Here is a 24,716-nt window from a genome sequence, read left to right on the forward strand (position 1 = left end):
CGGCGCCGATGAATCCGTCACGAACAGCGCGACCCCCAATGACCTTTGGCGCTGTCGTCGGCTCAATTCCCGTGTGTCTTGAAACTGACGCGCGTCAGCCCCTCGTTTTTCAGCGTGCCCAGCACATCGACGATGTGGGCATAGGCGACCGCGTCGTCGGCATCGATCTCGATGCCCGGGGGCTGCTCACGCGCCGCCAGAAACGCGATCTCGGCCGCCAGGACGTTGGCGCTGATGCGTTGCCCGTCGAGCGCCAGCGCCCCGTCGCCGGCAATGCGCAAGCGCAACGGTTCCGGTGGTGGTGGCGGCTGGTGCTTGACCGGTTGCGGCAATGTCAGCACCAGACGATCGGTCAGGGTCGGTGCGGTGATCATGAAGATGATCAGCAGCACGAGCAGGACGTCGACGAGCGGCGTGACATTGATCTGGGCGATGGGTGCGGCGTTCTGCGACATGGGGGTTCCTCCCGACCGGATGGTCGAGACGGACAACGGCGCGAGTGACGAATCGGGGTTCCGCAGTGGCGTAACGAACCGTTCATCGCACACTTCGGAGAATGCGCGCCTTCGAGGGACGAATGATGCGACAGACGATGGAATGGCGAGCGGCTTTGCTGTTGGTGGTGGCAAGCCTGTGTGCGACGGCGCAGGACACCCCCGAAGTCACCCGGCAAATGGATGCGGTCGAGGTATCGGGCCTGCAACCCGGGCCGAGCCTGTGGCGGGTCAGCCGGGGCGAGAACGAGATGTGGATTCTCGGCACGCTGACGCCGGTACCGAAACGCATGCAATGGGAAGCGGCCGATGTCGACAGCATCATCCGCGATTCGCAGCAGGTATTGCTCGGTCCGACCATCAACGTGCGCTCCGACATCGGCTTCTTCGCACAACTCGCGCTGGTGCCGAAACTGTTCGCGATCCGCAAGAATCCGGGCAAGGAGACGCTGCCGGACGTGCTGCCCCCCGAGGTCTACGCGCGCTGGAAAGCATTGTCGAAACAGTACTTCCGGTCGACCCGCGGACTGGAGAAGCGCCGACCGATCTTTGTCGCGCAGGAGTTGTACAAGGAGGCGATCGACGTTGCCGGACTGCGCGACAACGACGGCGTGATCGAACGCGCGAGCAAACTCGCGAAGAAGGCCAAGGTTCCGGTCGAATCACCCAAGGTCATCGTCATGGTCAAGGACATGAAGGGCCTGCTCGCCGAATTCGCAGACACCACGCTCGACGACGTCGCCTGCCTCGACAAGACCATGACCTATGTGGAGCACGACCTCGACACCATGCGCCGGCGCGCGAACGCCTGGGCCGCGGGCGATGTCGATGCGTTGCGCGCGATGGCTTTTACCGACAGCTACGACACTTGCCTGCGCAGTCTGTTCGGTGCCCCAAACCTCGAGAAATTCGGTTTCGTGAACCTGCGCGAGCGCGCCCGCGACGCTTGGCTGGAAGCGGCGGAAAAAGCACTGAAGGCGAATCACAGCACGTTCGCAGTATTGCCCATGGGCCAGTTGCTGCGCGAAGACGGTTACGCCGCCGAACTGCGCAAGCGCGGCTACACCGTCGAGGCGCCGGGTGAAGAATCCGCCATCGACGCGAGCGCGATTCCTTGAGTGTTCAACTTCGTCTGACCAGACCGAGTGCATCGAGGGCCGGCGCGAGCTTCTGTGCCGCGAGATCGATATTCGCGCCGAACGGGCAGTCGGCCAGCAGCGGCGCGTCGAGCTCCTCGCGCACCGACGCGACCACTTCGTCCGGATAACGGCAATCGGGGTCGACGCGATTCGCGATCCAGCCCACCAGTTCGCACTTGTCGGCCCGGATCGCGATTTCGCTGAGGATGGCGTGGTTGATGCAGCCGAGGCGGATGGCGACCACCAGCACCACCGGCAACTTCAGGGCGCGCACCAGATCGGCCTGCATCAAGTGATCGGAATAGGGAATCGCCCAACCGCCGGCGCCTTCAACAACGATCGCATGCGCACCCAGCGACAGCGCCTGATGGGCAGCCAGCAAGGGCGGCAACTCGATCTCGCGCCCGGCATGCGCCGCGGCGAGATGCGGCGCAATCGGTTCCGGCAACGCGATCGGATTCATCAAGGCGAGATCGGGCGTCGGTGTGGTCGAATAGGCGCGCAGCTTCTCGGCGTCGTCGCTGATCCATTCCTCGCCGCGGCGTTCGCAACCGCTGGCGACTGGCTTGTAGCCGTAGGCCTTCAGCGCCCGGCGCCGGATCGCCAGAAGCAGCGCGCTGCTGATGTGGGTCTTGCCGACGCCGGTGTCGGTGCCGGTGACGAAGAATGAGATCGGCGATGTCATGCGCGGAGCTTATCGGCTCACGCTGTTAAACTGCGCGTCCTGCTGGACTGGAAAGCTGCCGTGTTCGAAGCACCGACCCTCACCACGACCGACAAGCCGACGCTGTATCGCGAACTCGTGGCGCAGGCGCGCGCGCTGATGGCGGACGAGCGCGACCGCATCGCGAATGCCGCGAATTTCGCGGCGCTGGTCTATCACGCGCTGCCGCAATTGAACTGGTGCGGCTTCTACTTCTACGACGGCTGCGAACTGGTGGTCGGTCCGTTCCAGGGCAAGCCGGCGTGCGTGCGCATCGCGCTCGGCGAGGGTGTCTGCGGCACCGCCGCGACCACCAGGCAGACCCAGCTGGTGGCCGACGTGCACGCGTTTCCCGGCCACATCGCCTGCGACTCGGCCTCCGAATCCGAGATCGTGGTCCCGATGTTCGACGGCCATGGCTTCCTGATCGGCGTCTGGGATGTCGACAGCCCGGTGCTGAACCGCTTCGACGAGGACGACCGCCGCGGCATGGAAGCCCTGGTCGAGACCTGGATCGAACTGAACGACCCCACCCGCTTCGAGGCTGCCGCATGAGCACCGTCAAGATCCGCAACGTCGGGCCGAAGTCGGCGGCGTGGTTGCGCCAGGTCGGCATCAAGACCGACGACGAGGTGCGCGCGATCGGCGCACTTGAAGTCTTCATGAAGGTCAAACGCGCCGGCTTCAAGCCGAGCCTGAACCTGTTGTATGCACTCGAAGGCGCGGTGCTGGATTGCCACTGGACCGCGCTCACGGCCGAACGCAAGAGCGAACTCGTGCTCGAGGCGAATGCGCGCGACGCCGGCCTGCCGAAGAAGAACTACACCTGGTGGCGCCAGGCCCATGCCGGCGCCGGCCCGGTATCGCAGACCGACAGCGAATCCGCACCGCGCGAAGAGCGCGAAGACGATCACGGCGTGCAGGAACTCGGCACGCCCGACTTCGGCGGCGGCGGCTTCGACTCGCACGACTGATCGGCAGCAGAGCAATTGCTCCACAGCGACCCACACACCCTGCCACGATGAGTCACGCCCATTCCCTGCGCGAAGAAGTCGCCAATGCGTTGACGCACGGACTCGGCGTCGTCGCGGCACTGTGCGGCTCGTCGGTGCTGATCACGCTGGCGGCGATCCATGGCGATATCTGGAAGCTCGGCAGCGTCATCGTCTATGGCGTCACGCTGGTCCTGCTCTATGTCGCCTCGACCCTCTACCACGCCGTGCCGCACGCGAAGGCCAAGGCGCGACTCAAGGTCTTCGACCATTGCGCCATCTATCTGCTGATCGCCGGCACCTACACGCCGATTTCGTTGATCGCCCTGCGCGACAACTGGGGCTGGTGGCTGTTCGGCGCAATATGGACCCTGGCCATGCTCGGGGTGATCTTCAAGCTGTTCTTTACCGGCCGCTTCAAGCTCGCGTCGACGATCATCTACGTCGCCATGGGCTGGCTGGTCGTCGTCGCGATCAAGCCGGTGCTGCAGAACCTCGACAACTGGACGCTGGGCTGGCTGTTCGTGGGCGGTGTGTTCTACACCGGCGGCACCTGGTTCTACATGCACCAGAAGCTGCGCTATGCGCACGCCATCTGGCACGTCTTCGTGCTGGCCGGCAGCATCAGCCACTACATCGCGGTGATGTCGCTGGTGCTGCGGCCCGTCGCCTGACGTCGATTGGCGCTGGCGGCGTGCAATCGGGATAATGCGGTGTTGCGGCGCCTGATTCGATCCCGATGAATTTCAATTCCTGGACGTTCGTCCTGTTCTTCCTCGTCGTGTACGCGATGGTGGCGCCGATGCGTCGCTATTCGACACTGCACAAGTGGGTCCTGCTGCTGGCCAGCTGGTACTTCTACGCGTCGTGGAACTGGCAGTACCTGGGCCTGATCCTGTTCTCGACCGTGTTCGACTACTGGGTCGGGCTGCATTTCGCGAAAACCCTGCATCCGAAGCGACTGATCACGATCAGCGTGATCGGCAACCTGGGCGTGCTTGCCTTCTTCAAGTACGCGAATTTCGTGATCACCAGCGCCAACGACGTCGCGGCGGCAGCCGGCACTGCGCTGCACTTCAGCGCCATTGATGTGCTGCTGCCGGTCGGCATCTCGTTCTACACGTTTCAGAGCATGAGCTACACCATCGACGTGTACCGTGGCGAACTCAAACCGCGTCGCAGCCTGCTCGACTACGCTCTGTTCATCGCGTTCTTCCCGCAACTGGTGGCCGGCCCGATCGTGCGCGCCAGCGAGTTCTTCCACGAACTCGACCATCCCAAGCGCCTGCCGTGGAAGGAGATCGCGTACGCGATCACGCTGATCATGTTCGGCTTCGTGAAGAAGGTGGTGTTCGCGGATTCGCTCGCGGCAGCCACCGACCCGATCTGGAACAACTTGTCCGGCAGCGATCCCGCAGCGGTACTGCTGGCGATCTATGGTTTCGCTTTCCAGATCTATTTCGATTTTTCCGGCTATACCGACATCGCCATCGGTATCGCGCTGCTGTTCGGCTTCCGCTTTCCGCAGAATTTCAATTACCCGTATATCGCGACCAGCCTGCAGGAGTTCTGGCGGCGCTGGCACATGACGCTGTCGCGCTGGTTGCGCGACTACCTGTACATCGCACTCGGCGGCAATCGCAACGGCCCGACGCGCACCCAGGTCAATCTCATGTTGACGATGCTGCTCGGTGGCCTTTGGCACGGCGCGAGCTGGAATTTCGTGATCTGGGGCGGCATTCATGGCCTCTGGCTGGCCATCGAGCGCAGCCTGCTCTTCCGGATTCCGGGCTGGCAGTCGAACGCCCTCGGCATGCGAGTATTCCGCTGGTTCCTGACCTTCCACCTGGTCTGCTTCGCGTGGATCTTCTTCCGCGCGCCCGACCTCGCGTCCAGCCTTTTGGTGCTGGACAAGCTCGGCGACCTGTTCGACGCCTCCGCCGGCCTGGCGGCGCTGCAAATGCTGGCCCTCGCGCTCGCCGCCTTCCTGCTGCTGCATTTCGCGGGCGCGCGCTACCGACTGAAGCATCGTATCGGCGAGGGTCCGCTGTGGCTGCATTCGAGCGCGACACTGGCCTGCCTGCTGATCATGATCTTGTTCACGCCGCAGTTTTCGGCACCGTTCATCTACTTCCAGTTCTGACATGCGGCCGATCCTGTTCCGACTTCTGCTTCCCGCCATCGGCCTCGTTGCCATCGAGGCGGCGTTCCGCCTTGGTGCGTGGGATCCGCTGGTGCCACCGCAAAGCCATTCCGGCACCACCATCCGCATGCGCGACGCGGTACAGGATCACCGTGACCGCATCGACATCGCCACGCTCGGCAGTTCGCGCGCCGAGTACGGTCTGGACCACGCCGCACTGGCGGCAGCTGCCCGCGGCCATGGGCTGGTGCACGCGAACCTGAGCATGCCGGGTTCGCACTGGATGACGATCATCGAACAGTCGCGCTGGCTGCGGCGCGAACGCCCGGACGTGCAAGGTGTCGTGATCGCACTATCGGCGGCCGACATGACCTGGACCAGCAATGGCAGCTACGAACTCGCGATCGTGCAGCCCCTGCAATCGCCCTGGCAGGTCGAGGACGATGTGCGCGCGCAATTCGTGCCCGGCGACCTGAGCACGTACGGTGCCTATTCGGCCCTGTTCGGCTATCGGCAGGCGGTGCAGTTCGCGCTGCAATCGCCCCGCGAATTGTTTCGGACGCTCAACTGGTTCCGCAGCTACGGCCAGCATCCCTTGTTCGACGGGCCGCACATCGAGCAGGACCTGTGCGGACTGCCGATGGCCACCGTCGCAGAATGCGCCGGGGCCACGGCAGCGACGCCCGAGCAGCAGACGCCGATCGATCAATGCAAGTCGCTGCTTCCGAGCGTCGGCCTGTCGCCGGACTGGAGCGGCCTGCGCGCCGACACGCTGGGCGAGGAACGGCGCGCCCTGCTCGAACTGCGCCAGACCCAGATCCGCGACATGGACTGGCCGCAGCCGCCGGTCGTGGTGCTGATGCCGATCACCCATGTGTGGCGCAAGGAACTGCTGCCCAAGGGCAGCATCGCCTGGGCGCACATGGTGCTGGATCCGCTGGCCGCGTCCGGCGAGATCGTGCTGATCGACGTGAGCACGACGTTCGACGACGGCGACCGCACCCGCTGCGATCTCTTTTTCGATCTTTACCACCAGAACCAGACCGGCGCGCAGGTGCTCACCCGGCAAATCCTGCCGCAGATCGAGCGTGCGCTGTACACGCCGACACGCGGCTGAGTCAACTCGGCTTCAAGGCCGCGAACGCACGTGCGTCTTCCGGCCACGCATCGCTGGCGCGGATCACCGGCAGGACATCCTCGACCGTGTCGACGAACTGCCATATCGCCGCATGCGCCTCGCCCATCATGCGTTCGCGGATGGTGTGCTGCAGGAAATCGCGCAGGCCGTCGTAGTAGCCCCGCGTGTTCACGAACACGATCGGCTTCAGGTACAGGCCGAGGCGCTTCAGGGTAATCGCCTCGAACACTTCCTCCAGCGTGCCGCAACCGCCGGGCAGGGCGACCACGGCATCCGATCCGGTCAGCAGCCGATGCTTGCGCTCGCGCATGTCCTCGACGATGTCGAGCGTCGCCAATCCGGGATGCTGCCATTCCACTTCGGTCATGAAGCGCGGAATGATCCCGACCACATGACCTTGCCGGGACAACGCGCCGTCGGCTAGGGCGCCCATCGAGCCCATGCCGCCGCCGCCATACACCGTGGTGCAACCGGCGTCGGCCAGCAATTCGCCGAGGCGGAAAGCCGAGCGGTGGTAGTCCGGATCACATTGTGCGCTGGACGCGCAATAGACGCAGATGCGCATGGCCATCTCAACCGCGACCGACCGGCAGGCCGGCACCGACCCAGGCCATCAGCCCGCCCTGCAGATTGACGGCGCGTTCGCCCAAGTTCGATTGCAACCGGGCGCAGGCGCTGCCCGAGCGTGCACCGCTGCGACAGATGATCAACACGTCGCCATGGCCATGGGCGAGACCGGCGCGCTCAAGCGCGGCCATGCCCTCGCGATCGATGCAGGACAGCGGAACATTGACTGCGCTGGCGATGGAGCCCTGTGCGAATTCCTCGGGCTCGCGCACATCCACCACCTGGGCACCGGCATTGATGCGACGTACCGCCTCCTGCGGCGTGACTGCGTTGCCGCCCAGACCCAGCAAGGATTTGATTTGCGAGAACATGGGTAATGACTCCTCAGGAACAGATGCGAGCGGGCGTTGTGCCCGGACAATAGACATCGTGCAGGGTACGGATGACCTCAAGGGCCGGGCCCGCAGCAAGGCTGTAGAACACCGTCTGCGCCTCCTTGCGCGTCGCCACGAGGCCTTCGTCGCGAAGTTTCGCGAGGTGTTGCGACAAGGCCGACTGGCTGAGTTCGATGTCGCGGTTGATCTCGCCCACCGAACGTTCGCCCTCGACCAGCAGGCAGAGCACCCGCAGTCGCTGCGGATGCGCCATCGCTTTGAGCAAGTCGGCGGCCAACTCGGCCTGTGCGGCCATCGCGGCCGCCATGGTCGGTGCCGATGCGGCAACGCGGCGAGTCGATCGGGTCATGCGTGGCCTCCTTTGCCCGCAGATGCAGGCGACACTTGCATTCTAAATTAGGCATCTCTATATTAGCAATATCTAATTCACATACAGCCCGGAGGGAGGGCCTCATGAAGCGGATCGTCGTACTCGGTGCAGGCATTGGTGGCATGAGCGTGGCTTACGAGCTACGCGCAGCGCTCGGCAAGGACAGGGCAGAGATCACCGTCATTGGCGAGGGCACGAAGTTCAGCTTCACGCCGTCGAATCCGTGGGTGGCCGTGGGCTGGCGCAAGGCGGCCGACATCCAGATCGATGCACCCGTCCATCTCGCGAAGAAAGGCATCGGCTTCGAAGCTGCCGGCGCCGAGCGCGTCCTGCCAGAGTCGAACCAGGTGCTGCTGCGCGACGGCCGCACGCTCGACTACGACTATCTCGTCATCACCACCGGCCCGCGGCTCGCCTTCGATGAAGTGCCCGGCCTCGGGCCGTCCGCGCATACCCAGTCGATCTGCACGACCGACCATGCCGTGACCGCCTGGGCTGCCTACGAACAGTTCCTCAAGGACCCGGGCCCGATCGTGATCGGCGCCGCGCCGGGCGTGAGTTGTTTCGGCCCGGCCTACGAGTTCGCGATGATCCTCGACGCCGACCTGCGCAAGCGCAAGCTTCGCGACCGCGTGCCGATGACCTACGTGACCAGCGAACCCTATGTCGGCCACATGGGGCTCGGCGGTGTCGGCGACTCCAAGGGCCTGCTCGAATCCGAACTGCGCCAGCGCCACATCAAGTGGATCACGAACGCGAAGATCACCGAGATCGGCGCGAGCGAGGTGAGAGCGCAGGAACTCGACGATCGCGGTCAGCCGGTCAAGGAACACGCTCTGCCGTTCAAGTACGCGATGGTGATGCCGCCGTTCACCGGCGTCGATGCCGTGCGCCAGGCCAAGGACCTGTGCAACCCGCGCGGCTTCGTGCAGATTGACGCACACCAGCGCAATCCGAAATATCCGAACGTCTATTCGGCCGGCGTCTGCGTCGCGATTCCGCCGGTGGAAGTCACGCCGGTGCCGACCGGGGCGCCGAAGACCGGCTTCATGATCGAGTCGATGGTCACCGCCATCGTCAGCAACATCAAGGCCGACATCGAAGGCCGCGCCGTCGCGGCAAAGGCGACCTGGAACGCGATCTGCCTCGCCGACATGGGCGACACCGGCGCGGCCTTCGTCGCGATCCCGCAGATCCCGCCACGCAACGTGACCTGGGCCAAGGTCGGACGTTGGGTGCACCTCGCCAAGATCGCCTTCGAAAAATACTTCCTGGCCAAGATGCGCTCCGGCAATACCGAACCGATCTACGAAAAATACGTGCTCAAGGCGCTCGGCATCGAGCGACTCAAATAATCCTGACATTCCCCACTCAAGGAGACATCCCATGAACCTCGACCGTGCCATGTTCGCATTCGCCGGCAGCATGATCCTGCTCAGCGTCCTGCTCACCTATTTCATTTCACCGTGGTGGCTGCTGTTGACCACCTTCGTCGGGTTGAATCTGCTGCAATCTTCCTTCACCGGATTCTGCCCGGCGGCGACGATCCTGTCGAAGCTCGGCTTCAAGGCCGGCTGCGCTTTCAAGTGAGAACGACATGCGACTGACCCGACTTGCAGCACTCGCTGCCGCCCTCGCCCTGGCGGCCTGCGGCGACGATCCGCCGACTCCGCGCAACGCAGCACCGGTCGGCTTCGCGACCTTGACGGTGGCGAAGCAGTCGGCCACGCAGGAGCGACTTTGGGACGGTGTCGTGGATGCGGTGAACAAGGCGACGCTGTCGGCGCAGACCGGCGGTCGCGTCACCGAGCTTCCATTCGACGTGAACGACTACGTCAAGGTCGGCGACGTCATCGTGCGCTTCACCGATGTCGAACAGCAGTCGGGGCGCCGTCAGGCCGATGCGGCATTGCGGGCGTCCGAGGCCAATGCGCGCGAGGCGCAGCTGGCCTTTGACCGTGCCAAGGATCTGATTGCGAAGAAGCTGATCGCGCAGGCCGCTTACGATCAGGCGGTCGCGCGCCACGACGCGGCGAAAGCGGCACTCGAAGCCGCGCGTGCCGGTGTGCGAGAGGCCGGAGAACAAGTCGATTACACGGTCGTGCGCGCGCCCTACAGCGGCATCCTGACCGAGCGCCATGTGCAGGTCGGCGAAACCGTGCGCCCGGGCCAGGCCCTGATCTCGGGCCTGTCGCTGGCGCAACTGCGGGTCGAGGTGGAAATTCCGCAAGGTGATCTCGCCGCGATCCGCGAGCATGCCCACGCTGCGATCCTGCTCGATGACGGCCGCCGCATCGACGCCAGCGCCGTCGTCATCTTCCCGTACGCCGACGCCAGGACACACAGCTTCCGTGTGCGACTCGAGTTGCCGGAGACGGAAACCGGACTGCAGCCCGGCATGACCGTCAAGGCCGCCTTCGCGATCGGTCAGGCCGAGCGCGTGCTGATTCCCGAGGCGGCGCTCGTGCGTCGCAGCGAAGTGACTGCGGTGTACGTGGTCGATGCCGCGAACCGCGTGGCGCTGCGCCAGGTGCGACTCGGGCATCGCTTCGGCGAGCAAGTCGAAGTGCTGGCGGGTCTCGCCGCGGGTGAGCGCATCGCGGCCGATCCGCTGGCGGCCCTCGCCCACATCACCGGCACCGGCAGGAACGCCGAATGAACACGCCCCCGACACTCGGCCTGTCCGGGCGACTGGCGCGCGCCTTCGTCGCCAACCCGTTGACGCCGGTACTCGCCATCGCCGGCTTCCTGCTCGGCCTCGTGGCGGTGATGGTCACACCGCGCGAGGAAGAACCGCAGATCGACGTGACCATGGCCAACATCATGGTGCCGTTCGCGGGAGCGCCGGCCGAGGACGTCGAGAACCTGGTGAGTTATCCGCTGGAACAGGTGTTGTCGGAAGTGGAGGGGGTGAAACACGTCTACTCGGTGTCGCGCCCGGGCATGGCCGTGCTGACCGTCGAGTTCCAGGTCGGCGTGCCGCGTCAGGATGCGCTGGTGCGCCTGTACAACCAGGTCTATTCGAACCAGGACTGGGCGCCGCAGCGGCTCGGGGTCGGATCGCCCCTGGTGCGTCCGATGGGCATCGACGACGTGCCGGTGATGAGCCTGACCCTGTCCAGCGACGACGCCCGTGGCGCCACCGAACTGGCCGAAGTCGCGCACACGCTGGAGACCGAACTGAAGCGCGTGCCGGGTACCCGCGACGTCTACACGATCGGCGCGCCGGAGCGCGCAGTGGTGGTCGAACTCGATGCCACGCGCCTGGCCGCCTACGGGATGGCGCCGTCCGATCTGGCCGGCGCACTGGCCGCAGCCAATGTCGTGCAACAGGCTGGCGAACGTGTTGCACCAGGCACGCAAGTGCCGGTCACTGCGGGTGCCTGGCTGGCGGACGCCGACGAGGTCGCGAACCTGATCATCGGACTGCGCGACGGGCGTCCCTTGCTGCTCGCCGATGTCGCGCAAATCCGTCGCGGCGCCGATCTGCCGCGTCAATACGTCTGGCAGGCCAAAGCCGGCAAGACCGCGGGCACCTTGGCCATCGCACCGGCCGTCACCATTGCCATCGCCAAGAAGCCGGGCGCGAACGCCGCCGACATCACCCGCGGCATCCTCGCCCGGCTCGATGCCCTGCGCGCCACGCACGTGCCTGAGGGCGTGCAAGATCACGACCACGCGCGACTACGGCTACACCGCCAACGACAAGGCGATGAAACTGATCCAGAAGCTGGTGTTCGCGACCCTGTCGGTGGTGCTGCTGGTGCTGTTCGCGCTGGGTTGGCGCGAGGCCATCGTGGTCGGCACGGCCGTGGTGCTGACCCTGGCGATGACCCTGTTCGCCAGTTGGGCGATGGGCTTCACGATCAATCGCGTGTCGTTGTTCGCGCTGATCTTCTCGATCGGCATTCTCGTCGACGACGCCATCGTCATCGTCGAAAATATCCACCGCCACATGGCGCTGGGCGCGAAGAAATTGCTCGATGCGATTCCGCCGGCCGTCGATGAAGTCGGTGCGCCGACCATTCTCGCCACATTTACGGTGATCGCCGCCTTGCTGCCCATGGCCTTCGTCTCCGGGCTGATGGGCCCGTACATGCGTCCGATCCCGATCAATGCGTCGGTTGGCATGCTGATCTCGCTGCTGATCGCGCTGACGGTCACGCCCTGGCTGGCCTACAAGTTGTTGTCGCGTCATGTCGCAACGGGCGGCGGCGCAGATGCAGCGCACGGCAACGGTCGGCTGTCGCGCCTGTTCAAGCGCGTGCTCCTGCCCTTTCTCGATCGCGAACGCGGCGGGCGCCGGCGCCTGATGCTGTTCGGCGGCATGGTCGCGGCGGTGCTGCTCGCGGCCCTGCTCGCGGTTGCGCAACTGGTCGTGCTGAAGATGCTGCCATTCGACAACAAGTCGGAATTCCAGGTGGTCGTCGATCTGCCGGAGGGCACGCCGCTGGAGCGCACCAATGCGTTGCTGATCGAACTCGCGCAGTCGCTGACCGATGTCCACGAAGTGATGCACGTCCAGGGTTATGCCGGCACCGCGTCGCCGGTGAACTTCAATGGCCTGGTCCGCCAGTACTACCTGCGCAGCGGTGCCCATGTCGGCGACCTGCAGGTGAACCTGGTCGACAAGCACGCGCGTTCGCGCAAGAGCCACGACATTGCGCGTGCCCTGCGTCCGCGCCTTGCCGCGATCGGCGCGACCTACGGCGCGTCGGTGAAGATCGCCGAAGTGCCGCCGGGACCGCCGGTCATGGCGCCACTCGTGGCCGAGGTCTACGGGCCCGATGCGGCGCGCGCACGCGCCATCGCCCACGACCTGCAGGCAATGTTTGCGGCGACTCACGGCTTGGTCGATATCGATACCAGCATGGAATCCGCGGCACCACGCGAGGTCGTGGTGGTCGATCGCGAACGCGCGGCGCGACTCGGCATCAGCCAGACACAGATCGCGGACGCGTTGACGTTGGCGGTCTCCGGCGTCGACGCCAGCTATCTGCGTGATGGCGCGTCGAAGTATCCGGTACCGATCCGGCTGCGCCTGCCCGCGGGTGAACAGGCCAACCTCGCGCAATTGCTCGCCATTCGCCTGCGCGCGAAGGACGACCGCCTGGTGCCACTGTCGGAAATGGTGCGGGTCGAACGGCAGCCCTGGGAGCAGACGCTCTATCACAAGGATCTGGCGCCGGTGGTCTACGTCACCGCCGACGAAGCCGGTGCGCTCGATTCACCGCTGTACGGCATGTTCAAGGTCGTCGCGCAATTGCGCGAGCGCCCGCTCGCGGGCGAACCGGTCGACCAGTACTTCTTCGCGCAACCGACCGACACCTCGCGCTTCGCGGTGAAATGGGACGGCGAATGGCAGATCACTTTCGAGACCTTCCGCGACATGGGCCTGGCCTACTCCGCCGGGTTGCTGCTGATCTATCTGCTGGTCGTCGCGCAGTTCCGCAGCTACCTGGTGCCGCTGATCATCATGGCGCCGATCCCGCTGACCGCGATCGGGGTGATGCCGGGCCATGCCCTGCTCGGTGCGCAGTTCACCGCCACCTCGATGATCGGCATGATCGCGCTGGCCGGCATCATCGTGCGCAATTCGATCCTGCTGGTCGACTTCATCAACCACGCGCGCACGCAGGGCATGGTGCTCGCCGATGCGGTGATCGAGGCCTGCGCGGTGCGCGCGCAGCCGATCGCATTGACCGCGGTCGCGGCCATGGGCGGCGCCTTCTTCATCCTCGACGACCCGATCTTCAACGGTCTGGCGATCAGCCTGATCTTCGGCATCCTGATCTCGACGGTGTTGACCTTGGTGGTCATTCCGCTGCTTTACTACGCGCTGTTGCTTCGCACCGAGACGAGCGCAGGCGCGAACGCGTGATGACAGCCACCAACCTGCCCATGGCCATCGTCTTTTGCGAGTCCCGTCGATGTGGCTGGCGCTGATCGGCGCACTCGCGATCGGACTGACACTCGGGCTGCTCGGTTCGGGCGGCTCGATCCTGACCGTGCCGGTGCTGGTCTATCTGGTCGGGCAGCCGGAGAAGGTCGCGATCGCCGGCTCGCTCGCGATCGTCGGCGGCGTTGCGCTGGCCGGCGCCCTGCCGCGCATGTTCAAGCGCCAGGTCGACTGGCGCAGCGTGCTCTGGTTCGGGCTGCCGGGCATGTTCGGCAGCTTCATCGGATCGGCGGTATCGACGTACATTCCCGGGGTCGTGCAATTGTTCGTGTTCGCGCTGGTGATGCTGGTCGCCGCAACGATGATGGCGCGCCCCACGCCGGTGCGGACAGTGCCGCCGCCACCTCGTGCGCGCCGCTGGATCATCCTTGACGGCCTCGCGGTCGGCATGCTCACCGGACTGGTCGGCATCGGCGGCGGGTTCCTGATCCTGCCGGCCCTGGTCCTGCTCGGCGGCCTGGCGATGCATCGTGCGATCGGCACCAGTCTCGCCATCATCGCGCTGAATGCGTTCAGCGGATTCGTCCAACATGCGAGCTTGCTGGCGGCTGCCGGGATGGCCCTGGACTGGCGCCTGATCGGGCTGTTCACCGCGATCGGCGCCGGTGGCAGCCTGATCGGCGGACAATTGGCCGAGCGCTTGCCGCAGCATCGCCTGAAACGCATCTTCGCCTTCTTCCTGGTGCTGATGGGCCTGTTCATCCTGGTCCGCACCGCACCGCAACTCTGGCTGCATCGAGGTTCGCCATGACGCCGACGGTCACTCCGTTCTTCCACAAGGACAGCTGCACCTGGACCTATCTGGTGCGCGATCCGGCCTCGCAAGCGGCCGTGGTCATCGACCCGGTGCTCGACTTCGATGCGAAGTCCGGGCGCACCGCCACGCACAGCGCCGAGCGGGTGCTGGCCGCGGTGCGCAGCCAGGGCCTGACGGTATCGTGGATCCTCGAAACCCATGCCCACGCCGATCACCTGAGTGCCGGCCATTGGCTGAAGCAGCAGTGGCCGGACGCGACACTCGCGATCGGCGCCGGCATTCGGACGGTGCAGAAGACCTTTCGCACGATCTTCAACCTCGGCGAACATTTCCCGGTCGATGGCTCGCAGTTCGATCACCTGTTCGCCGACGACGAGGAATTTCGCGTCGGCTCGATCGCGGCCCGGGTCATGCCCACGCCGGGCCACACCAACGACAGCGTCAGCTACCGGATCGGCGATGCGCTGTTCGTCGGCGACAGCCTGTTCATGCCCGATGGCGGCACCGCGCGCTGCGATTTTCCGGGCGGCAGCGCGTCCGTGCTTTATCGCTCGATCCAGCGCCTGTACGCACTGCCCGGTCAGACCCGCGTCTTCGTCTGCCACGACTATGCCCCCGGCGGCCGCGAGTATCGCTGCGAAACCACGATCGCGGCGCAAAAGGCCGGCAACATCCATGTCCGTGACGGCGTCGATGAAGCGGCCTACGTGCAGGTGCGCGAAGCACGCGACGCCACGCTCGACATGCCCGCCCTCCTGCTGCCGTCGGTGCAGGTCAACATCCGCGCCGGCGCGTTGCCCGAACCCGAGGCGAATGGCGTGAGTTACCTGAAGTTGCCGGTCAATCAGTTCTGACGCTGGTCATCACTCACCCTGCCGCCTCCGGAGCACCGCATGAAAACTGCACAGGACCTCGTAGTGGATGCCAAGACGCGCATCCGCGAGATCGGCCACGAGGAATTGCTCGCGCTGCAACGAGGCGGCGCGCCGATCGTCGACGTGCGCGAGCCGGACGAATACCATGCGGGTCATATTCCCGGATCGATCAACATTCCGCGCGGCGTGCTCGAATTCCAGGTCGACGGCCATCCCGCGGTGAACTGCCTGCAGGATCCGGCCCTCGCCCATCGATCGGCCGCCATCGTGCTCAGTTGCCGCAGCGGCGCGCGCTCGGCACTGGCCGCCGACGCCCTGCGCCAACTCGGTTTCGCCGAACCGGTATCGTTGGCAGGCGGTTTCAATGGCTGGTCGGCCGCGGCACGTCCCATCCACACCGGTGACCAGCCCTGATTCCTGCGGGAGCGCACGATGAGCAAGATCGCCACTCGATTCATGAATACCTTCGCGGCCCTCGTGTTGCTCGCCGTCGCCGCCCTGCTGCCGGGTCTGCACGATGCGGCCGCAGCCAAGTCCTCACGCACCGTGGTTTATCACATCGACGACAGCGCACGCGCGGTTCGCATGCTGCGCAACATCACCAACCATCGCCACGCCGATGCCGATATCCGCGTCGTCGTCGTCGCGATGGCCGGTGGCATCGACTTTCTGCTCGATGGCGCGCTCGACGAGCAGGGCAATTCCTACGACGCGCAAGTCGACCCGCTGATGCTGGAGGGCGTCGAATTCCGCGTCTGCAACAACACCCTCAAGGGTCGCCACATCGACAAGGACAAGCTGCTGCCGGACGTTCAGATCGTGCCCGCCGGCGTGGCCGAACTGGCCCGCCTGCAACTGGACGAAGGCGCGGCCTACATCAGGCCCTGAGCGGTCGCCCTCGCGGCGGACTCACGTCCGGCATTCGACCTGACGCGACCGGCGTCGCTCGATGGCACAGCGCAGCACCATGCCGGCCAGCATCGACAGGACGAAGGCGATGATCTGCGGCGAACCGGTGGCGAGCCCGGCAATGGCCGGACCGGGACAGAATCCGGCGATGCCCCAGCCGATGCCGAACAGCGCCGCACCGATCAGCAGATCAGCGTCAATGCGTGTGCGCTCCGGCAGGAAGTAGCGCTGGTCGAAGACGGGCTTCGATGCCCGCAGCGCGAACTGGAAGCCGGGCATGCTGACGGCCAATGCACTCGCCATCACCACGGCCAGCGTCGGATCCCAGTGGCCGAACACGTCGAGGAATCCGATCACCTTGGCCGGATCGGTCATGCCCGCGATGGTCAGTCCGGCGCCGAACAGCGTGCCGCACAGCAATGCCAACAGCGTCCTCATGCCGCCCACCCGCCGTGGCGCAGCAACGCCACCGTCAGCATCGCGACCAGCATGAAGACCGCGGTCGCAATCAACGAGCGGGGCGACAGCCGCGCGATGCCGCAGATGCCATGTCCCGACGTGCAGCCGCAGGCCATGCGCGTGCCGAAGCCGACCAGCAACCCGGCGCCGATCATCCCCGGCCAAGCGGTCTGCAGATTCACCTGCGCGGCCACGGGATGCAGCGCACGCACGATCGCGCTCCCCAGCACCACACCGACGATGAAGGCGACGCGCCACGCGCTGTTGCCGCGCCCGCGATCGAGAACGATGTCGCCGAACAGGCCGCTGATGCCCGCGATGCGTCCGTTCAGGCGGAAGAACAGCACCGCGGCGGCACCGATCATGGCGCCACCGAGCAATGCAGCAGACAGGTCGAGATCAGGCATCGGCGGGTCCCCAACCGAGATTGCCGGCAAGGCCGATCAGCTTCGGCTGCTGCAGATGGCGCATCGACACCCGCTTCTTGTCCTTCAACCAGGTCGAGACCACGTCCCAGATCGGTTCGCCCTGCGCATTCGCGGCCACCGGTGCCCAGCCCGCGACCTTGTAGGTCTTCCCGGCGTCGATCGGCTTGCCCGCGAGTTGCATGTCGCGGATGCGATCGCCGGCCTTCGCATCGGGCGCGATCGCGTAGGCCATGCCACCGACACGCACCATGTCGCCACCCTGCTGGTAATACGGATCGGCATTGAACAGGTTGTCGGCGACATCCTCGAGAACGGCCTTGATCTTCGCCCCGGTCATCGCCGTCAGCGTCGTCTGCGGATAGCTGATCGCGGTCTGGTCCATCAGGTCTTCCATGCGGATGGTGTCGCCCGGCAACAGGCTCGGCCCCCAGCGAAACCCGGGGGAGAACGCGATCTCGGCGTCTTTTACCTCGCGCAGTGCATCGAGGATCAACTGGTCGAAGCTGCCGTTGAAGTTGCCGCGGCGATAGAGCAGATCATCGGTCACCGCGAGCGGCTCGTCGAGCCGGTCGCGGTAGGGAGCGCGCACCCGCTCGATCAGGGCCTGCATGGCGTGATCGGGTGCGAGTGCATTCGCGAACACCGGCAGCAACCGGTATTGCCAGCCCGCAACCTTGCCGTCGCGCACCTTGAAATCGAGCACGCCGAGGAACTTGCCGTTGCTGCCGGCATTGGTCACCAGCGTCTGTCCGCCGGCATTCCTGACCAGCGTCGGCATCGGCAGGCCGTCGTGGGTATGGCCACCGAGAATGGCGTCGAGTCCGCGCACCCGCGACGCCAGCTTGAGATCGACATCCATGCCGTTGTGCGACAGCAGCACCACGATCTGCGCGCCCTTGGCGCGCGCCGCATCGATCGTCGCCTGCAGGTTCTCTTCCTGGATCCCGAAGCGCCAGTCGGGGATCAGATGCGCCGGATTGGCGATCGGCGTGTACGGAAAGGCCTGGCCAATGATCGCGACCGGCACGCCATTCATCTCGCGCATCGAAAACGGTGCGAACACGGCGTCGCCGAAATCACGGGTAGCGATGTTCTGCGCGACGAAATCGATCTTGCCGGCGAAGTCTTTCGTGATGATCTCCTGAACGCGCTCGGCACCGAGCGTGAATTCCCAGTGCCCGGTCATCACCTCGACACCCAGCAACTTGCAGGCCTCGACCATGTCCTGGCCACGCGTCCACAACGCCGTCGCCGAGCCCTGCCAGGTATCGCCGCCATCGAGCAGCACGGCACCGGGTCGCGCATCACGCATCTGCTTCACCAGCGTGGCGAGGTACGCGAAGCCGCCGACCTTGCCGTAGTCGCGGGCCGCATCGACGAAATCGAGCGAGGTGAAGGCGTGGGCTGCGGGCGTGCCGGAACGCAGTCCGAATTGTTTCAGGAAGGCCTTGCCGACCAGGTGCGGCGCACGATTCGTCGCCTCCGCGACGCCGATGTTCACCGTTGGCTCGCGGAAGTGGATCGGCTGCAGCTGCGCGTGACAGTCGGTGAAGTGCAGCAGGTGCACATTGCCGTAGGCCGGCAGGTCGTAGAGATCGCGAAACGCACGCGCCGGTTTCGCCGACGCCCTGCCCGACGCGGACACGGCGACGGCCGCAGCCGCGAGGGTCTGCAGGAATTCACGCCGTTGCATCACGGTGCGCTCTGCGCCGCCTGGTTGACCGGCGATGCCGGATCGAACAGGTAGGCCATCACGTCCTTCAATTGCTGCTCGCTCAGGATGCCGGCGTCGCCGAAGCGCGGCATGTGCGAACAGGCATTGTAGGCATGCGAGTTCCACAACCGCGTCCAGGTGTATTTCAGGATCGGCTCGCTGCGGCCGCGCAGCGCGCCGTACCGATCGAGCGGCGGCCCGAGCGTGCCGAACGCGAGTTCGGCCGGCGCCATCTGGTGGCAGGCATAACAGTTGCCGCCATTCGGCTGGGCCGGATCATCGTTGGCTTGCAGTCCGGTGCCGGTCTTCGCGATCCACTCGCCGTTGCGCCAGTTGCCGAAGTACTGGCCGTCGGCCGGGAAGCGCACCGACGCGGTGGCCGCATCGATGATCTGCTGCGCGAGTTCGTTCGGCAGCGGCTGACCTTCGTGGTCGCTGCAAATCCGTTGCATGTCGCTTTGTTTGAGGCGGTCGAGCCCCGCCTGACCCCTGGCCTGGAACGAACCGACGATGCTGGCCTGACGTGCGACGGCAGGATCGGTGCCACTGCCGGGCGCTTCTTCCGGCGTGCTCGCGCATGACACTAGCGCGGCCAGAGCGACCAGGGCGAACCCGGCGCGGGTGATCGGGACAGGCCTCGACATGGACATCTCCTAACGCTTCAACCCGGGGGCATTCATGGCTTCGCCATTGGCCTGCACGCCGAGATAGGTGATCAGGTCGATCGCGATCGCCGACCCGTGCAGCAGGGCCGGCAGGCGCTGCTGGCGTGCGCAATCGGCCATGCGCCATTCGATCGTGCGCACCGTCCCTTGCGACAGCCGATAGGCCGGCCACGTCGAGAAGGCGGCTTTCGCGCCCTCCGGTCGATTCAGGCGCAACAGCGATTGCAGGCGAATGCGCTTGCCATCCTGGCTGTGGCACGTCGCACAGGAAAAATCATGCGGCCCGGCCCGGAAGTTGAACTGACGACGTCCCGATTCGAAGGCGGCGCGCTCGGCCGGATGCGTCTGCGGCACCGCCACCGGCAGCCCCCGCGACTGCGCTGCGAGATACGCCGACAGGGCCTCCAGATCGGTCTGCTGCTGGCCTTGTTCCGAGTACGGCTGCTGGTGCAATGAGGTGACGTCGAGCCCCTGCAACCGGACCATGCAGTGCAGCAGGCGCGTCTCCAAGTCCATGACCCGGCCGGCATCATCGAACCAGCGCGGCAGTTGCGCGTAGGCACCCCTGACCACACCCGGACCGAGACCGAGATCGCAGCCGTTCAACGCAGCCTGCTTCGGGCCGCGGACCGCGTTCCACAGCGCCTCGCCCTGCATCTCGACCAGTTCCGCCGGATTGTCGTCACCGAACATGGCGCGGTATTCGGCGAAGACATCGTCCGCGCGCGTCTGCGCCGCCACAGGCAGAAGCAGGACCAGCGCGACGATCACGCGCGGCAGCGGATTGCGGATCATCGCGTCCTCCTTGCAGTCGGGGTCGTGGCTGGGCTCACGCCAGGGTGACTTCATCGTCGCGGCGGTCGCCCGTGTCGTCGACCCAGCCGATATGGACCTTGTCGCCCGGTACGCCGCCCTTGAAGCGGAATTGCAGGAACGGATTCTGCGATACGGCGGCGCCCCATTCGGCCGTCAGCACGATCCGATCATTGTGTTTCGCGGTCACCGTGGTGATGTGATACACCGGCACCGGATTGCCGCTGCTGTCCTTGCGCAGGCCGGTTTCCATCGGGTGCGACATCAGCACTTTCACTTCGGTCACGCCATCGCTCGTGGTGGCGCGGATTCGCATCGGATTGCCCATGATCGTTCTCCTGTCTGTCCGTGCCGCGCTTCAGCCGCCGCAGCCGCCGAGCGTGACCTTGGTCTCGCGCGACGTGCCGTAGAGTTTGCCGTTCGCACGCACCACGGCGTGCAGCTTGCAGGTCTGCGACACCTTGACGCGGGTCTGCACCGAAGCCTCGGTGCCGTCGGCGAAAACGAACAGCGCCGCGAGCGGATTCGGATTCATCTCGACCAGGATCGCGATCTCGGTCGTACCGGGAATCGTGCTGGTGACGTTCACCGGCACAACCGCGCCATTCTCGGCGATCTCGGGCGTGATGAAGCTGATGTCATTGCTCGGTTCGGGCGTGCCGCCCATCGCGGCGAACGCGGATTCCAGCCCCTTGGCCTCGAAAGCCGCCTGCGGACGTACCCATTGCGCGAACGCGCGCCATGGCCACAACGCTGCAGTGACCGCAGCAGCGGTGACGGCAAGGAACGATCGACGATGCAGGTTCATGCGGATTCCTTCAATCAGTGAACGGGTTCAGCGCGGCGCGCCATCGGTCAGCCAGCGCGCAATCAGGTCAAGGTCGGTGTCGGACAGGGTCGATTGTGGCGGCATCGCGACCTCGCCCCAGCGGCCGGCGCCACCGCTGCGAATGCGCCCCTTGAGGTACCCGGCGGCATCGGCCTGGTCCCGGTACTTCTCGGCGATCTGCCGGAAGCCCGGCCCGATGATCTTGCCCTCGATGCCATGGCAGCCGAGACAGCCGTTCGCGCTCAACGGCGCGGTCGGCGCCTTCGCCGCCGCAACCGTCGCGTCTGCGGATTCGGGCAACGTACGCGTGCCGCGGATGGTGCCGTATTCGCGATTCTGCTTCGACAGTTCGCCGTGCGCGGTCTTGGCGAATTCGGGCAGCGACGATGACACCGCGACGTCGGCGTCGCAGCGCTTCATGCAGGCCGTGTTGTGCGTGTCGGGCACGCCGTCGATGTCCCATAGACCATGGTCGCGGGTCATGCCGTCGCGGTTCGGCATGCGCGACTGTACCCACGCGATGTTCTTCTCGCTGAGCACGAAGTCGGCCGGCACGATTTCGGCGAGATTCAGCAGATAGGCGAGCACGGCGTAGACTTCGTCGGGCGTCAGCGATTTCGGCTTGTCCCAGGGCATCGCGCGGTGGATGAAGTCCCACAACGTGGAAACTGTCGGCATCTTCATGATCGTCGTGCGCGCGGTGCCGCCTTCCTTCAGCGCCAGGACCCGGCCTCGCTCGATGTCCTGCGTCGTGGTGTTGCCGATCAGCGGCGGGAACACGTGGTTGGCATCGCCGAAATCGCCGTGGCACGAACTGCAGCGCTCGATCCACAGGGTCTCGCCATCGGCAACGCTGCCCGAACCTGCGGGCAATCCGACGAAGTCCGGGCGCACGTCGATGTCCCAGGCGGCGATCTCGGCCGCGGTCGCCGCACGACCGATGCCCTCGTAAGCCGGCACGGCCTCGCTGATCGTGGCGCACGCCACCACCCAGGTGGACAGCCAGTACCACCGACGATCAGGCGACCTGGACATTCGTCACCTCGCCCGACGCGGCGACACGCCACGACTGGATCGCGTTGTTGTGATAGACCGAGCGGGTGCCGCGCACGGCGCGCAATTGCGCATAGGTCGGCTGCACGAAACCGGTCTCGTCGATCACGCGGCTTTGCAGGATCGCGGGCTCGCCGTTCCAAATCCAGCCGATGTTGAAGCGGGTCAGCGCCTTGCTCAGGATCGGCGTTTCGAGGCGCGCGGTCTGCCAGTGGTCGCCGCCGTCGAACGACACATCGACGCGCTTGACCTTGCCGCGCCCCGACCACGCCAGCCCGGTGACGTTGTAGTACCCCTGCTCAAGCAGCGTTTGTCCGCCGGACGGCGAGGTGATCACCGACTTCGCTTCCTGGATCGAGGTGTATTCGCGCATGCGGCCATCGGGCATCAGGTCGGCATAACCTGAGGTTTCGTCCTTGGCCCCGTAACGCTGGTCGCCCACTTCCAGGCGACGCAGCCATTTCACCCAGGACACGCCCTGCACTCCCGGGACCACGAGACGCAGCGGATAACCGTTTTCGGGGCGGATCATTTCGCCATTGCCGGCGAACGCGACCAGGGCGTCGTCGAGTGCACGCGCAATGTCGATGGTGCGGGTCAGGCTCGAACCGTCCGCACCTTCGGCGAGCAGATATTTCGCGCGCTTCAGGTCGATGCCGCAATCGTCGAGCAGGGTCGACAGCAGCACGCCGGTGTACTCCGAGCACGACAGCATGCCGTGCGTGTACTGCACCGTCGGCACCGCGACATTGCCCCACTCCATCGCGGTATTCGCGCCGCATTCGATGAAATGGATGCGCGACACCTGCGGCAGGCGCATCAGGTCATCCATGGTGTAGACCTTCGGCGTCTTCACCAATCCGTTGATCATCAACCGATGCCGGGACGGATCGATCTCGACCCAGCCCTGATGATGGCGTTCGAAATGCAGACCGGACGGCGTGATGATGCCGAACAGGCCCTGCAGCGGCGTGAACGCGACCGAGGCCTGCGGCACGCTGGCCAGACCCGGACTCTCGCGACGCTGCAGGTTCGCTTCGTAACTGGCCGGCTGGCCGTAGCCGCGATGCGCGACGGGCAGCCCGAGCGAGGTCGTCCACGGCGGCAACTGCAAGATCTCCGGATCACCGGCGGTGCCCGACTCGGCCGCACGCGCAGCGCCGACGCCGGCGACACCCGCCGCAGCCGCGGCGAATGCGGTGCGCATCCAGTGACGACGCTGCGCATCGAAGCCGTCCTTGTTGACGCTGGCGACGAAGTCCTGCCCCAGGAACGACTCCGGTGCACGCAGCAACCGGCCTCGACGCTGGATGTCATCGTGCTGCGTCATCGACGTCACTGCAGGCTGCTGACGAGCGGGCGACCGAGTGTCGTCCACTCGTGCATCGAACCGTCGTACAGGCGCGCGTCGGCCACGCCCATGACTTCGCTGAGCACGAACCATGCGCCGGCGGCCATGTGGCCGGTATTGCAGTAGACGATGGCATGACGCTTCGGCGTCACCCCGATGGCGGCGAGCACGTCGCGATACTGCACGGCACTCATCAACTTCTGGGCACGACCGTTTGGGCGAGTCTGCAGGTCGGGCGGGAAACTCACCGCGCCCTGCACGTGGCCCGGCGCGGTGACCGCCGGCAGCTTGTGGAACAGGCCGAGATATTGCGGCAGCGGGCGCGCGTCGATGATCTGGGGCGACCGCTTGCCCGGACGCAGATCGTCGCGCTCGGCCAGCCAACGCGTGTCCAACCGCGTCGCCTGCCAATCGCCCGGCGCGAGCTGTGGCGTGGCACCGACCGCCATCTCGTACCCGGCAGACTGCCAAGCCGCATTGCCGCCATCGAGCAGGGCCATGTCGCGCTGACCGTAGGCCTTCAAGGTCCAGTAGAACCGCGCGGCCATGTCGAACTCGTCGAAGGTCTCGCTCTGCGCGGTGATGACCAGGGCATCGCCGTGATTCACACCGAGCGCACGCAACAGCGCTTCGATCTCGGTCCCGTCGGGCAACATCTTGTCGATCTTCCTGCCTTCGACCATGCGGCTGACCCGAGTCTTCTCGAAGTCGACCAGACGTGCGCCCTGGATGTGTCCGCCCAGTGTCACGAGGACGGTTGCGCCGGTCTTCGGGTCGGTGCCGAACTCGGGGGCCGCGGCAAACGCGTCGAGGTCGCTGCGCACGTCGAGCACGACGACCTCGCTGCGATGCGCGTTCAACCACGACGCCGACACCACGTTGCCGGGCAACTCCGCCGCGGACAGCGGCAGCGCCAGCACAGCCAGGCAGGACACGAGGATGCGGATCGATCTCATCTTGGAC

The 24,716-nt window shown here is 65.6% G+C and carries 28 protein-coding genes and 1 pseudogene; 14 read left to right on the forward strand and 15 right to left on the reverse strand.

The window, feature by feature from the left end:
• Positions 1–62: 62 nt before the first annotated feature.
• Positions 63–434 carry a biopolymer transporter ExbD gene (locus IPP28_17560; protein MBL0042806.1) on the reverse strand — a complete coding sequence of 124 codons (372 nt, stop codon included), beginning with the start codon at positions 432–434 and terminating at the stop codon, positions 63–65.
• 143 nt (positions 435–577) lie between these two features.
• Between IPP28_17560 and IPP28_17565 the strand changes: the two genes are divergently transcribed.
• Positions 578–1,612, forward strand: a complete 1,035-nt coding sequence (locus IPP28_17565; protein ID MBL0042807.1) for a TraB/GumN family protein — start codon at positions 578–580, stop codon at positions 1,610–1,612.
• Between the two features lie 4 nt (positions 1,613–1,616).
• On the opposite strand, the gene bioD is transcribed toward IPP28_17565, so the two are convergent.
• Entirely contained in the window at positions 1,617–2,318 is a 702-nt protein-coding gene (bioD, locus tag IPP28_17570; protein ID MBL0042808.1) for a dethiobiotin synthase, read from the reverse strand.
• Positions 2,319–2,456: 138 nt separating this feature from the next.
• Here bioD and IPP28_17575 point away from each other — a divergent pair, with 138 nt between their 5' ends.
• The 5 genes from IPP28_17575 (at position 2,457) to IPP28_17595 (ending at position 6,588) form a co-directional block, all read left to right on the forward strand.
• Positions 2,457–2,891, forward strand: a complete 435-nt coding sequence (locus IPP28_17575; protein MBL0042809.1) for a GAF domain-containing protein — start codon at positions 2,457–2,459, stop codon at positions 2,889–2,891.
• Positions 2,888–3,310 (forward strand): TfoX/Sxy family protein, encoded by a 423-nt coding sequence (locus IPP28_17580; protein ID MBL0042810.1) that lies wholly within the window; start codon positions 2,888–2,890, stop codon positions 3,308–3,310. The genes IPP28_17575 and IPP28_17580 overlap by 4 nt, the downstream gene beginning before the upstream one ends.
• 47 nt (positions 3,311–3,357) lie before the next feature.
• A complete protein-coding gene (locus IPP28_17585; GenBank protein ID MBL0042811.1) occupies positions 3,358–4,002 on the forward strand; it encodes a hemolysin III family protein in 645 nt (214 codons plus the stop codon).
• Positions 4,003–4,067: 65 nt separating this feature from the next.
• Entirely contained in the window at positions 4,068–5,471 is a 1,404-nt protein-coding gene (locus IPP28_17590; GenBank protein MBL0042812.1) for an MBOAT family protein, read from the forward strand.
• A gap of 1 nt (position 5,472) precedes the next feature.
• Positions 5,473–6,588 carry a hypothetical protein gene (locus IPP28_17595; protein ID MBL0042813.1) on the forward strand — a complete coding sequence of 372 codons (1,116 nt, stop codon included), beginning with the start codon at positions 5,473–5,475 and terminating at the stop codon, positions 6,586–6,588.
• A gap of 1 nt (position 6,589) precedes the next feature.
• Here IPP28_17595 and IPP28_17600 read toward each other — a convergent pair whose 3' ends face one another.
• From IPP28_17600 to IPP28_17610, 3 genes are read right to left on the reverse strand one after another with little or no spacing between them, the layout of a single operon-like run.
• A complete protein-coding gene (locus IPP28_17600) occupies positions 6,590–7,174 on the reverse strand; it encodes a TIGR00730 family Rossman fold protein (protein MBL0042814.1) in 585 nt (194 codons plus the stop codon).
• Positions 7,175–7,181: 7 nt separating this feature from the next.
• A complete protein-coding gene (locus tag IPP28_17605) occupies positions 7,182–7,547 on the reverse strand; it encodes a rhodanese-like domain-containing protein (protein ID MBL0042815.1) in 366 nt (121 codons plus the stop codon).
• A gap of 13 nt (positions 7,548–7,560) precedes the next feature.
• Entirely contained in the window at positions 7,561–7,866 is a 306-nt protein-coding gene (locus IPP28_17610) for a winged helix-turn-helix transcriptional regulator (GenBank protein ID MBL0042816.1), read from the reverse strand.
• A 158-nt stretch (positions 7,867–8,024) separates the two neighbouring features.
• Here IPP28_17610 and IPP28_17615 point away from each other — a divergent pair, with 158 nt between their 5' ends.
• The 8 genes and pseudogenes from IPP28_17615 (at position 8,025) to IPP28_17650 (ending at position 16,420) form a co-directional block, all read left to right on the forward strand.
• Positions 8,025–9,296: an FAD-dependent oxidoreductase gene (locus IPP28_17615; GenBank protein ID MBL0042817.1), complete on the forward strand. Its 1,272-nt coding sequence runs from the start codon at positions 8,025–8,027 to the stop codon at positions 9,294–9,296.
• 31 nt (positions 9,297–9,327) lie between these two features.
• Complete coding sequence (locus IPP28_17620) at positions 9,328–9,531, forward strand: DUF2892 domain-containing protein (protein MBL0042818.1); 204 nt, start codon at positions 9,328–9,330, stop codon at positions 9,529–9,531.
• 7 nt (positions 9,532–9,538) lie between these two features.
• On the forward strand, positions 9,539–10,600 hold the full coding sequence (locus IPP28_17625) for an efflux RND transporter periplasmic adaptor subunit (protein MBL0042819.1): 1,062 nt from the start codon (positions 9,539–9,541) through the stop codon (positions 10,598–10,600).
• Positions 10,597–13,822 (forward strand): annotated as a pseudogene (locus IPP28_17630) (efflux RND transporter permease subunit). The gene IPP28_17625 and the pseudogene IPP28_17630 overlap by 4 nt, the downstream one beginning before the upstream one ends.
• 49 nt (positions 13,823–13,871) lie before the next feature.
• The gene (locus tag IPP28_17635) at positions 13,872–14,651 is read left to right on the forward strand and encodes a sulfite exporter TauE/SafE family protein (GenBank protein MBL0042820.1); all 780 of its coding nucleotides are present in this window, start codon (positions 13,872–13,874) and stop codon (positions 14,649–14,651) included.
• The gene (locus tag IPP28_17640) at positions 14,648–15,511 is read left to right on the forward strand and encodes an MBL fold metallo-hydrolase (GenBank protein ID MBL0042821.1); all 864 of its coding nucleotides are present in this window, start codon (positions 14,648–14,650) and stop codon (positions 15,509–15,511) included. The genes IPP28_17635 and IPP28_17640 overlap by 4 nt, the downstream gene beginning before the upstream one ends.
• Positions 15,512–15,550: 39 nt before the next feature.
• Positions 15,551–15,946 (forward strand): sulfurtransferase, encoded by a 396-nt coding sequence (locus tag IPP28_17645; protein MBL0042822.1) that lies wholly within the window; start codon positions 15,551–15,553, stop codon positions 15,944–15,946.
• A gap of 18 nt (positions 15,947–15,964) precedes the next feature.
• Positions 15,965–16,420, forward strand: coding sequence for a DsrE family protein (locus IPP28_17650; GenBank protein MBL0042823.1), 456 nt, complete (start codon positions 15,965–15,967; stop codon positions 16,418–16,420).
• A gap of 21 nt (positions 16,421–16,441) precedes the next feature.
• Here the strand turns inward: IPP28_17650 and IPP28_17655 are convergent, their stop codons facing one another.
• Genes IPP28_17655 through IPP28_17700 form a run of 10 tightly spaced genes read right to left on the reverse strand, consistent with a single transcriptional unit; the run spans position 16,442 to position 24,709 of the window.
• Complete coding sequence (locus tag IPP28_17655; GenBank protein MBL0042824.1) at positions 16,442–16,879, reverse strand: YeeE/YedE family protein; 438 nt, start codon at positions 16,877–16,879, stop codon at positions 16,442–16,444.
• Positions 16,876–17,307, reverse strand: coding sequence for a YeeE/YedE family protein (locus IPP28_17660; protein ID MBL0042825.1), 432 nt, complete (start codon positions 17,305–17,307; stop codon positions 16,876–16,878). The genes IPP28_17655 and IPP28_17660 overlap by 4 nt, the downstream gene beginning before the upstream one ends.
• Positions 17,300–19,021, reverse strand: a complete 1,722-nt coding sequence (soxB, locus tag IPP28_17665; protein ID MBL0042826.1) for a thiosulfohydrolase SoxB — start codon at positions 19,019–19,021, stop codon at positions 17,300–17,302. The genes IPP28_17660 and soxB overlap by 8 nt, the downstream gene beginning before the upstream one ends.
• Positions 19,021–19,686, reverse strand: coding sequence for a sulfur oxidation c-type cytochrome SoxX (soxX, locus tag IPP28_17670; protein ID MBL0042827.1), 666 nt, complete (start codon positions 19,684–19,686; stop codon positions 19,021–19,023). The genes soxB and soxX overlap by 1 nt, the downstream gene beginning before the upstream one ends.
• Before the next feature lie 9 nt (positions 19,687–19,695).
• Complete coding sequence (gene soxA, locus IPP28_17675; GenBank protein MBL0042828.1) at positions 19,696–20,502, reverse strand: sulfur oxidation c-type cytochrome SoxA; 807 nt, start codon at positions 20,500–20,502, stop codon at positions 19,696–19,698.
• Positions 20,503–20,536: 34 nt separating this feature from the next.
• Positions 20,537–20,848 carry a thiosulfate oxidation carrier complex protein SoxZ gene (soxZ, locus tag IPP28_17680; GenBank protein ID MBL0042829.1) on the reverse strand — a complete coding sequence of 104 codons (312 nt, stop codon included), beginning with the start codon at positions 20,846–20,848 and terminating at the stop codon, positions 20,537–20,539.
• 30 nt (positions 20,849–20,878) lie between these two features.
• Positions 20,879–21,328, reverse strand: coding sequence for a thiosulfate oxidation carrier protein SoxY (soxY, locus tag IPP28_17685; protein MBL0042830.1), 450 nt, complete (start codon positions 21,326–21,328; stop codon positions 20,879–20,881).
• Between the two features lie 27 nt (positions 21,329–21,355).
• Positions 21,356–22,384 (reverse strand): c-type cytochrome, encoded by a 1,029-nt coding sequence (locus tag IPP28_17690; GenBank protein ID MBL0042831.1) that lies wholly within the window; start codon positions 22,382–22,384, stop codon positions 21,356–21,358.
• Entirely contained in the window at positions 22,368–23,732 is a 1,365-nt protein-coding gene (gene soxC, locus IPP28_17695; GenBank protein ID MBL0042832.1) for a sulfite dehydrogenase, read from the reverse strand. Before soxC ends, IPP28_17690 begins: the two co-directional genes overlap by 17 nt.
• 5 nt (positions 23,733–23,737) lie before the next feature.
• Positions 23,738–24,709: a sulfurtransferase gene (locus IPP28_17700; protein ID MBL0042833.1), complete on the reverse strand. Its 972-nt coding sequence runs from the start codon at positions 24,707–24,709 to the stop codon at positions 23,738–23,740.
• Positions 24,710–24,716: the final 7 nt, after the last annotated feature.

The sequence above is a fragment of the Lysobacterales bacterium genome (assembly GCA_016721845.1).
In the GTDB taxonomy this organism is placed as follows: Bacteria; Pseudomonadota; Gammaproteobacteria; order Xanthomonadales; family Ahniellaceae; genus JADKHK01.

Bases quoted from the DNA above. Each gene is read 5' to 3' on its own strand.
- IPP28_17625 (MBL0042819.1), top strand. From the start codon at position 9,539: ATGCGACTGACCCGACTTGCAGCACTCGCTGCCGCCCTCGCCCTGGCG.
- soxA (MBL0042828.1), bottom strand. From the start codon at position 20,502: ATGATCCGCAATCCGCTGCCGCGCGTGATCGTCGCGCTGGTCCTGCTT.
- IPP28_17600 (MBL0042814.1), bottom strand. From the start codon at position 7,174: ATGCGCATCTGCGTCTATTGCGCGTCCAGCGCACAATGTGATCCGGAC.
- bioD (MBL0042808.1), bottom strand. From the start codon at position 2,318: ATGACATCGCCGATCTCATTCTTCGTCACCGGCACCGACACCGGCGTC.
- IPP28_17585 (MBL0042811.1), top strand. From the start codon at position 3,358: ATGAGTCACGCCCATTCCCTGCGCGAAGAAGTCGCCAATGCGTTGACG.
- IPP28_17590 (MBL0042812.1), top strand. From the start codon at position 4,068: ATGAATTTCAATTCCTGGACGTTCGTCCTGTTCTTCCTCGTCGTGTAC.
- IPP28_17615 (MBL0042817.1), top strand. From the start codon at position 8,025: ATGAAGCGGATCGTCGTACTCGGTGCAGGCATTGGTGGCATGAGCGTG.
- IPP28_17565 (MBL0042807.1), top strand. From the start codon at position 578: ATGATGCGACAGACGATGGAATGGCGAGCGGCTTTGCTGTTGGTGGTG.
- IPP28_17645 (MBL0042822.1), top strand. From the start codon at position 15,551: ATGAAAACTGCACAGGACCTCGTAGTGGATGCCAAGACGCGCATCCGC.
- IPP28_17580 (MBL0042810.1), top strand. From the start codon at position 2,888: ATGAGCACCGTCAAGATCCGCAACGTCGGGCCGAAGTCGGCGGCGTGG.
- IPP28_17690 (MBL0042831.1), bottom strand. From the start codon at position 22,384: ATGTCCAGGTCGCCTGATCGTCGGTGGTACTGGCTGTCCACCTGGGTG.
- IPP28_17595 (MBL0042813.1), top strand. From the start codon at position 5,473: ATGCGGCCGATCCTGTTCCGACTTCTGCTTCCCGCCATCGGCCTCGTT.
- IPP28_17575 (MBL0042809.1), top strand. From the start codon at position 2,457: ATGGCGGACGAGCGCGACCGCATCGCGAATGCCGCGAATTTCGCGGCG.
- IPP28_17650 (MBL0042823.1), top strand. From the start codon at position 15,965: ATGAGCAAGATCGCCACTCGATTCATGAATACCTTCGCGGCCCTCGTG.
- IPP28_17610 (MBL0042816.1), bottom strand. From the start codon at position 7,866: ATGGCCGCACAGGCCGAGTTGGCCGCCGACTTGCTCAAAGCGATGGCG.
- IPP28_17655 (MBL0042824.1), bottom strand. From the start codon at position 16,879: ATGAGGACGCTGTTGGCATTGCTGTGCGGCACGCTGTTCGGCGCCGGA.
- soxY (MBL0042830.1), bottom strand. From the start codon at position 21,328: ATGAACCTGCATCGTCGATCGTTCCTTGCCGTCACCGCTGCTGCGGTC.
- soxX (MBL0042827.1), bottom strand. From the start codon at position 19,686: ATGTCGAGGCCTGTCCCGATCACCCGCGCCGGGTTCGCCCTGGTCGCT.
- IPP28_17635 (MBL0042820.1), top strand. From the start codon at position 13,872: ATGTGGCTGGCGCTGATCGGCGCACTCGCGATCGGACTGACACTCGGG.
- IPP28_17640 (MBL0042821.1), top strand. From the start codon at position 14,648: ATGACGCCGACGGTCACTCCGTTCTTCCACAAGGACAGCTGCACCTGG.
- soxC (MBL0042832.1), bottom strand. From the start codon at position 23,732: ATGACGCAGCACGATGACATCCAGCGTCGAGGCCGGTTGCTGCGTGCA.
- IPP28_17660 (MBL0042825.1), bottom strand. From the start codon at position 17,307: ATGCCTGATCTCGACCTGTCTGCTGCATTGCTCGGTGGCGCCATGATC.
- IPP28_17700 (MBL0042833.1), bottom strand. From the start codon at position 24,709: ATGAGATCGATCCGCATCCTCGTGTCCTGCCTGGCTGTGCTGGCGCTG.
- soxB (MBL0042826.1), bottom strand. From the start codon at position 19,021: ATGCAACGGCGTGAATTCCTGCAGACCCTCGCGGCTGCGGCCGTCGCC.
- IPP28_17605 (MBL0042815.1), bottom strand. From the start codon at position 7,547: ATGTTCTCGCAAATCAAATCCTTGCTGGGTCTGGGCGGCAACGCAGTC.
- IPP28_17620 (MBL0042818.1), top strand. From the start codon at position 9,328: ATGAACCTCGACCGTGCCATGTTCGCATTCGCCGGCAGCATGATCCTG.
- soxZ (MBL0042829.1), bottom strand. From the start codon at position 20,848: ATGGGCAATCCGATGCGAATCCGCGCCACCACGAGCGATGGCGTGACC.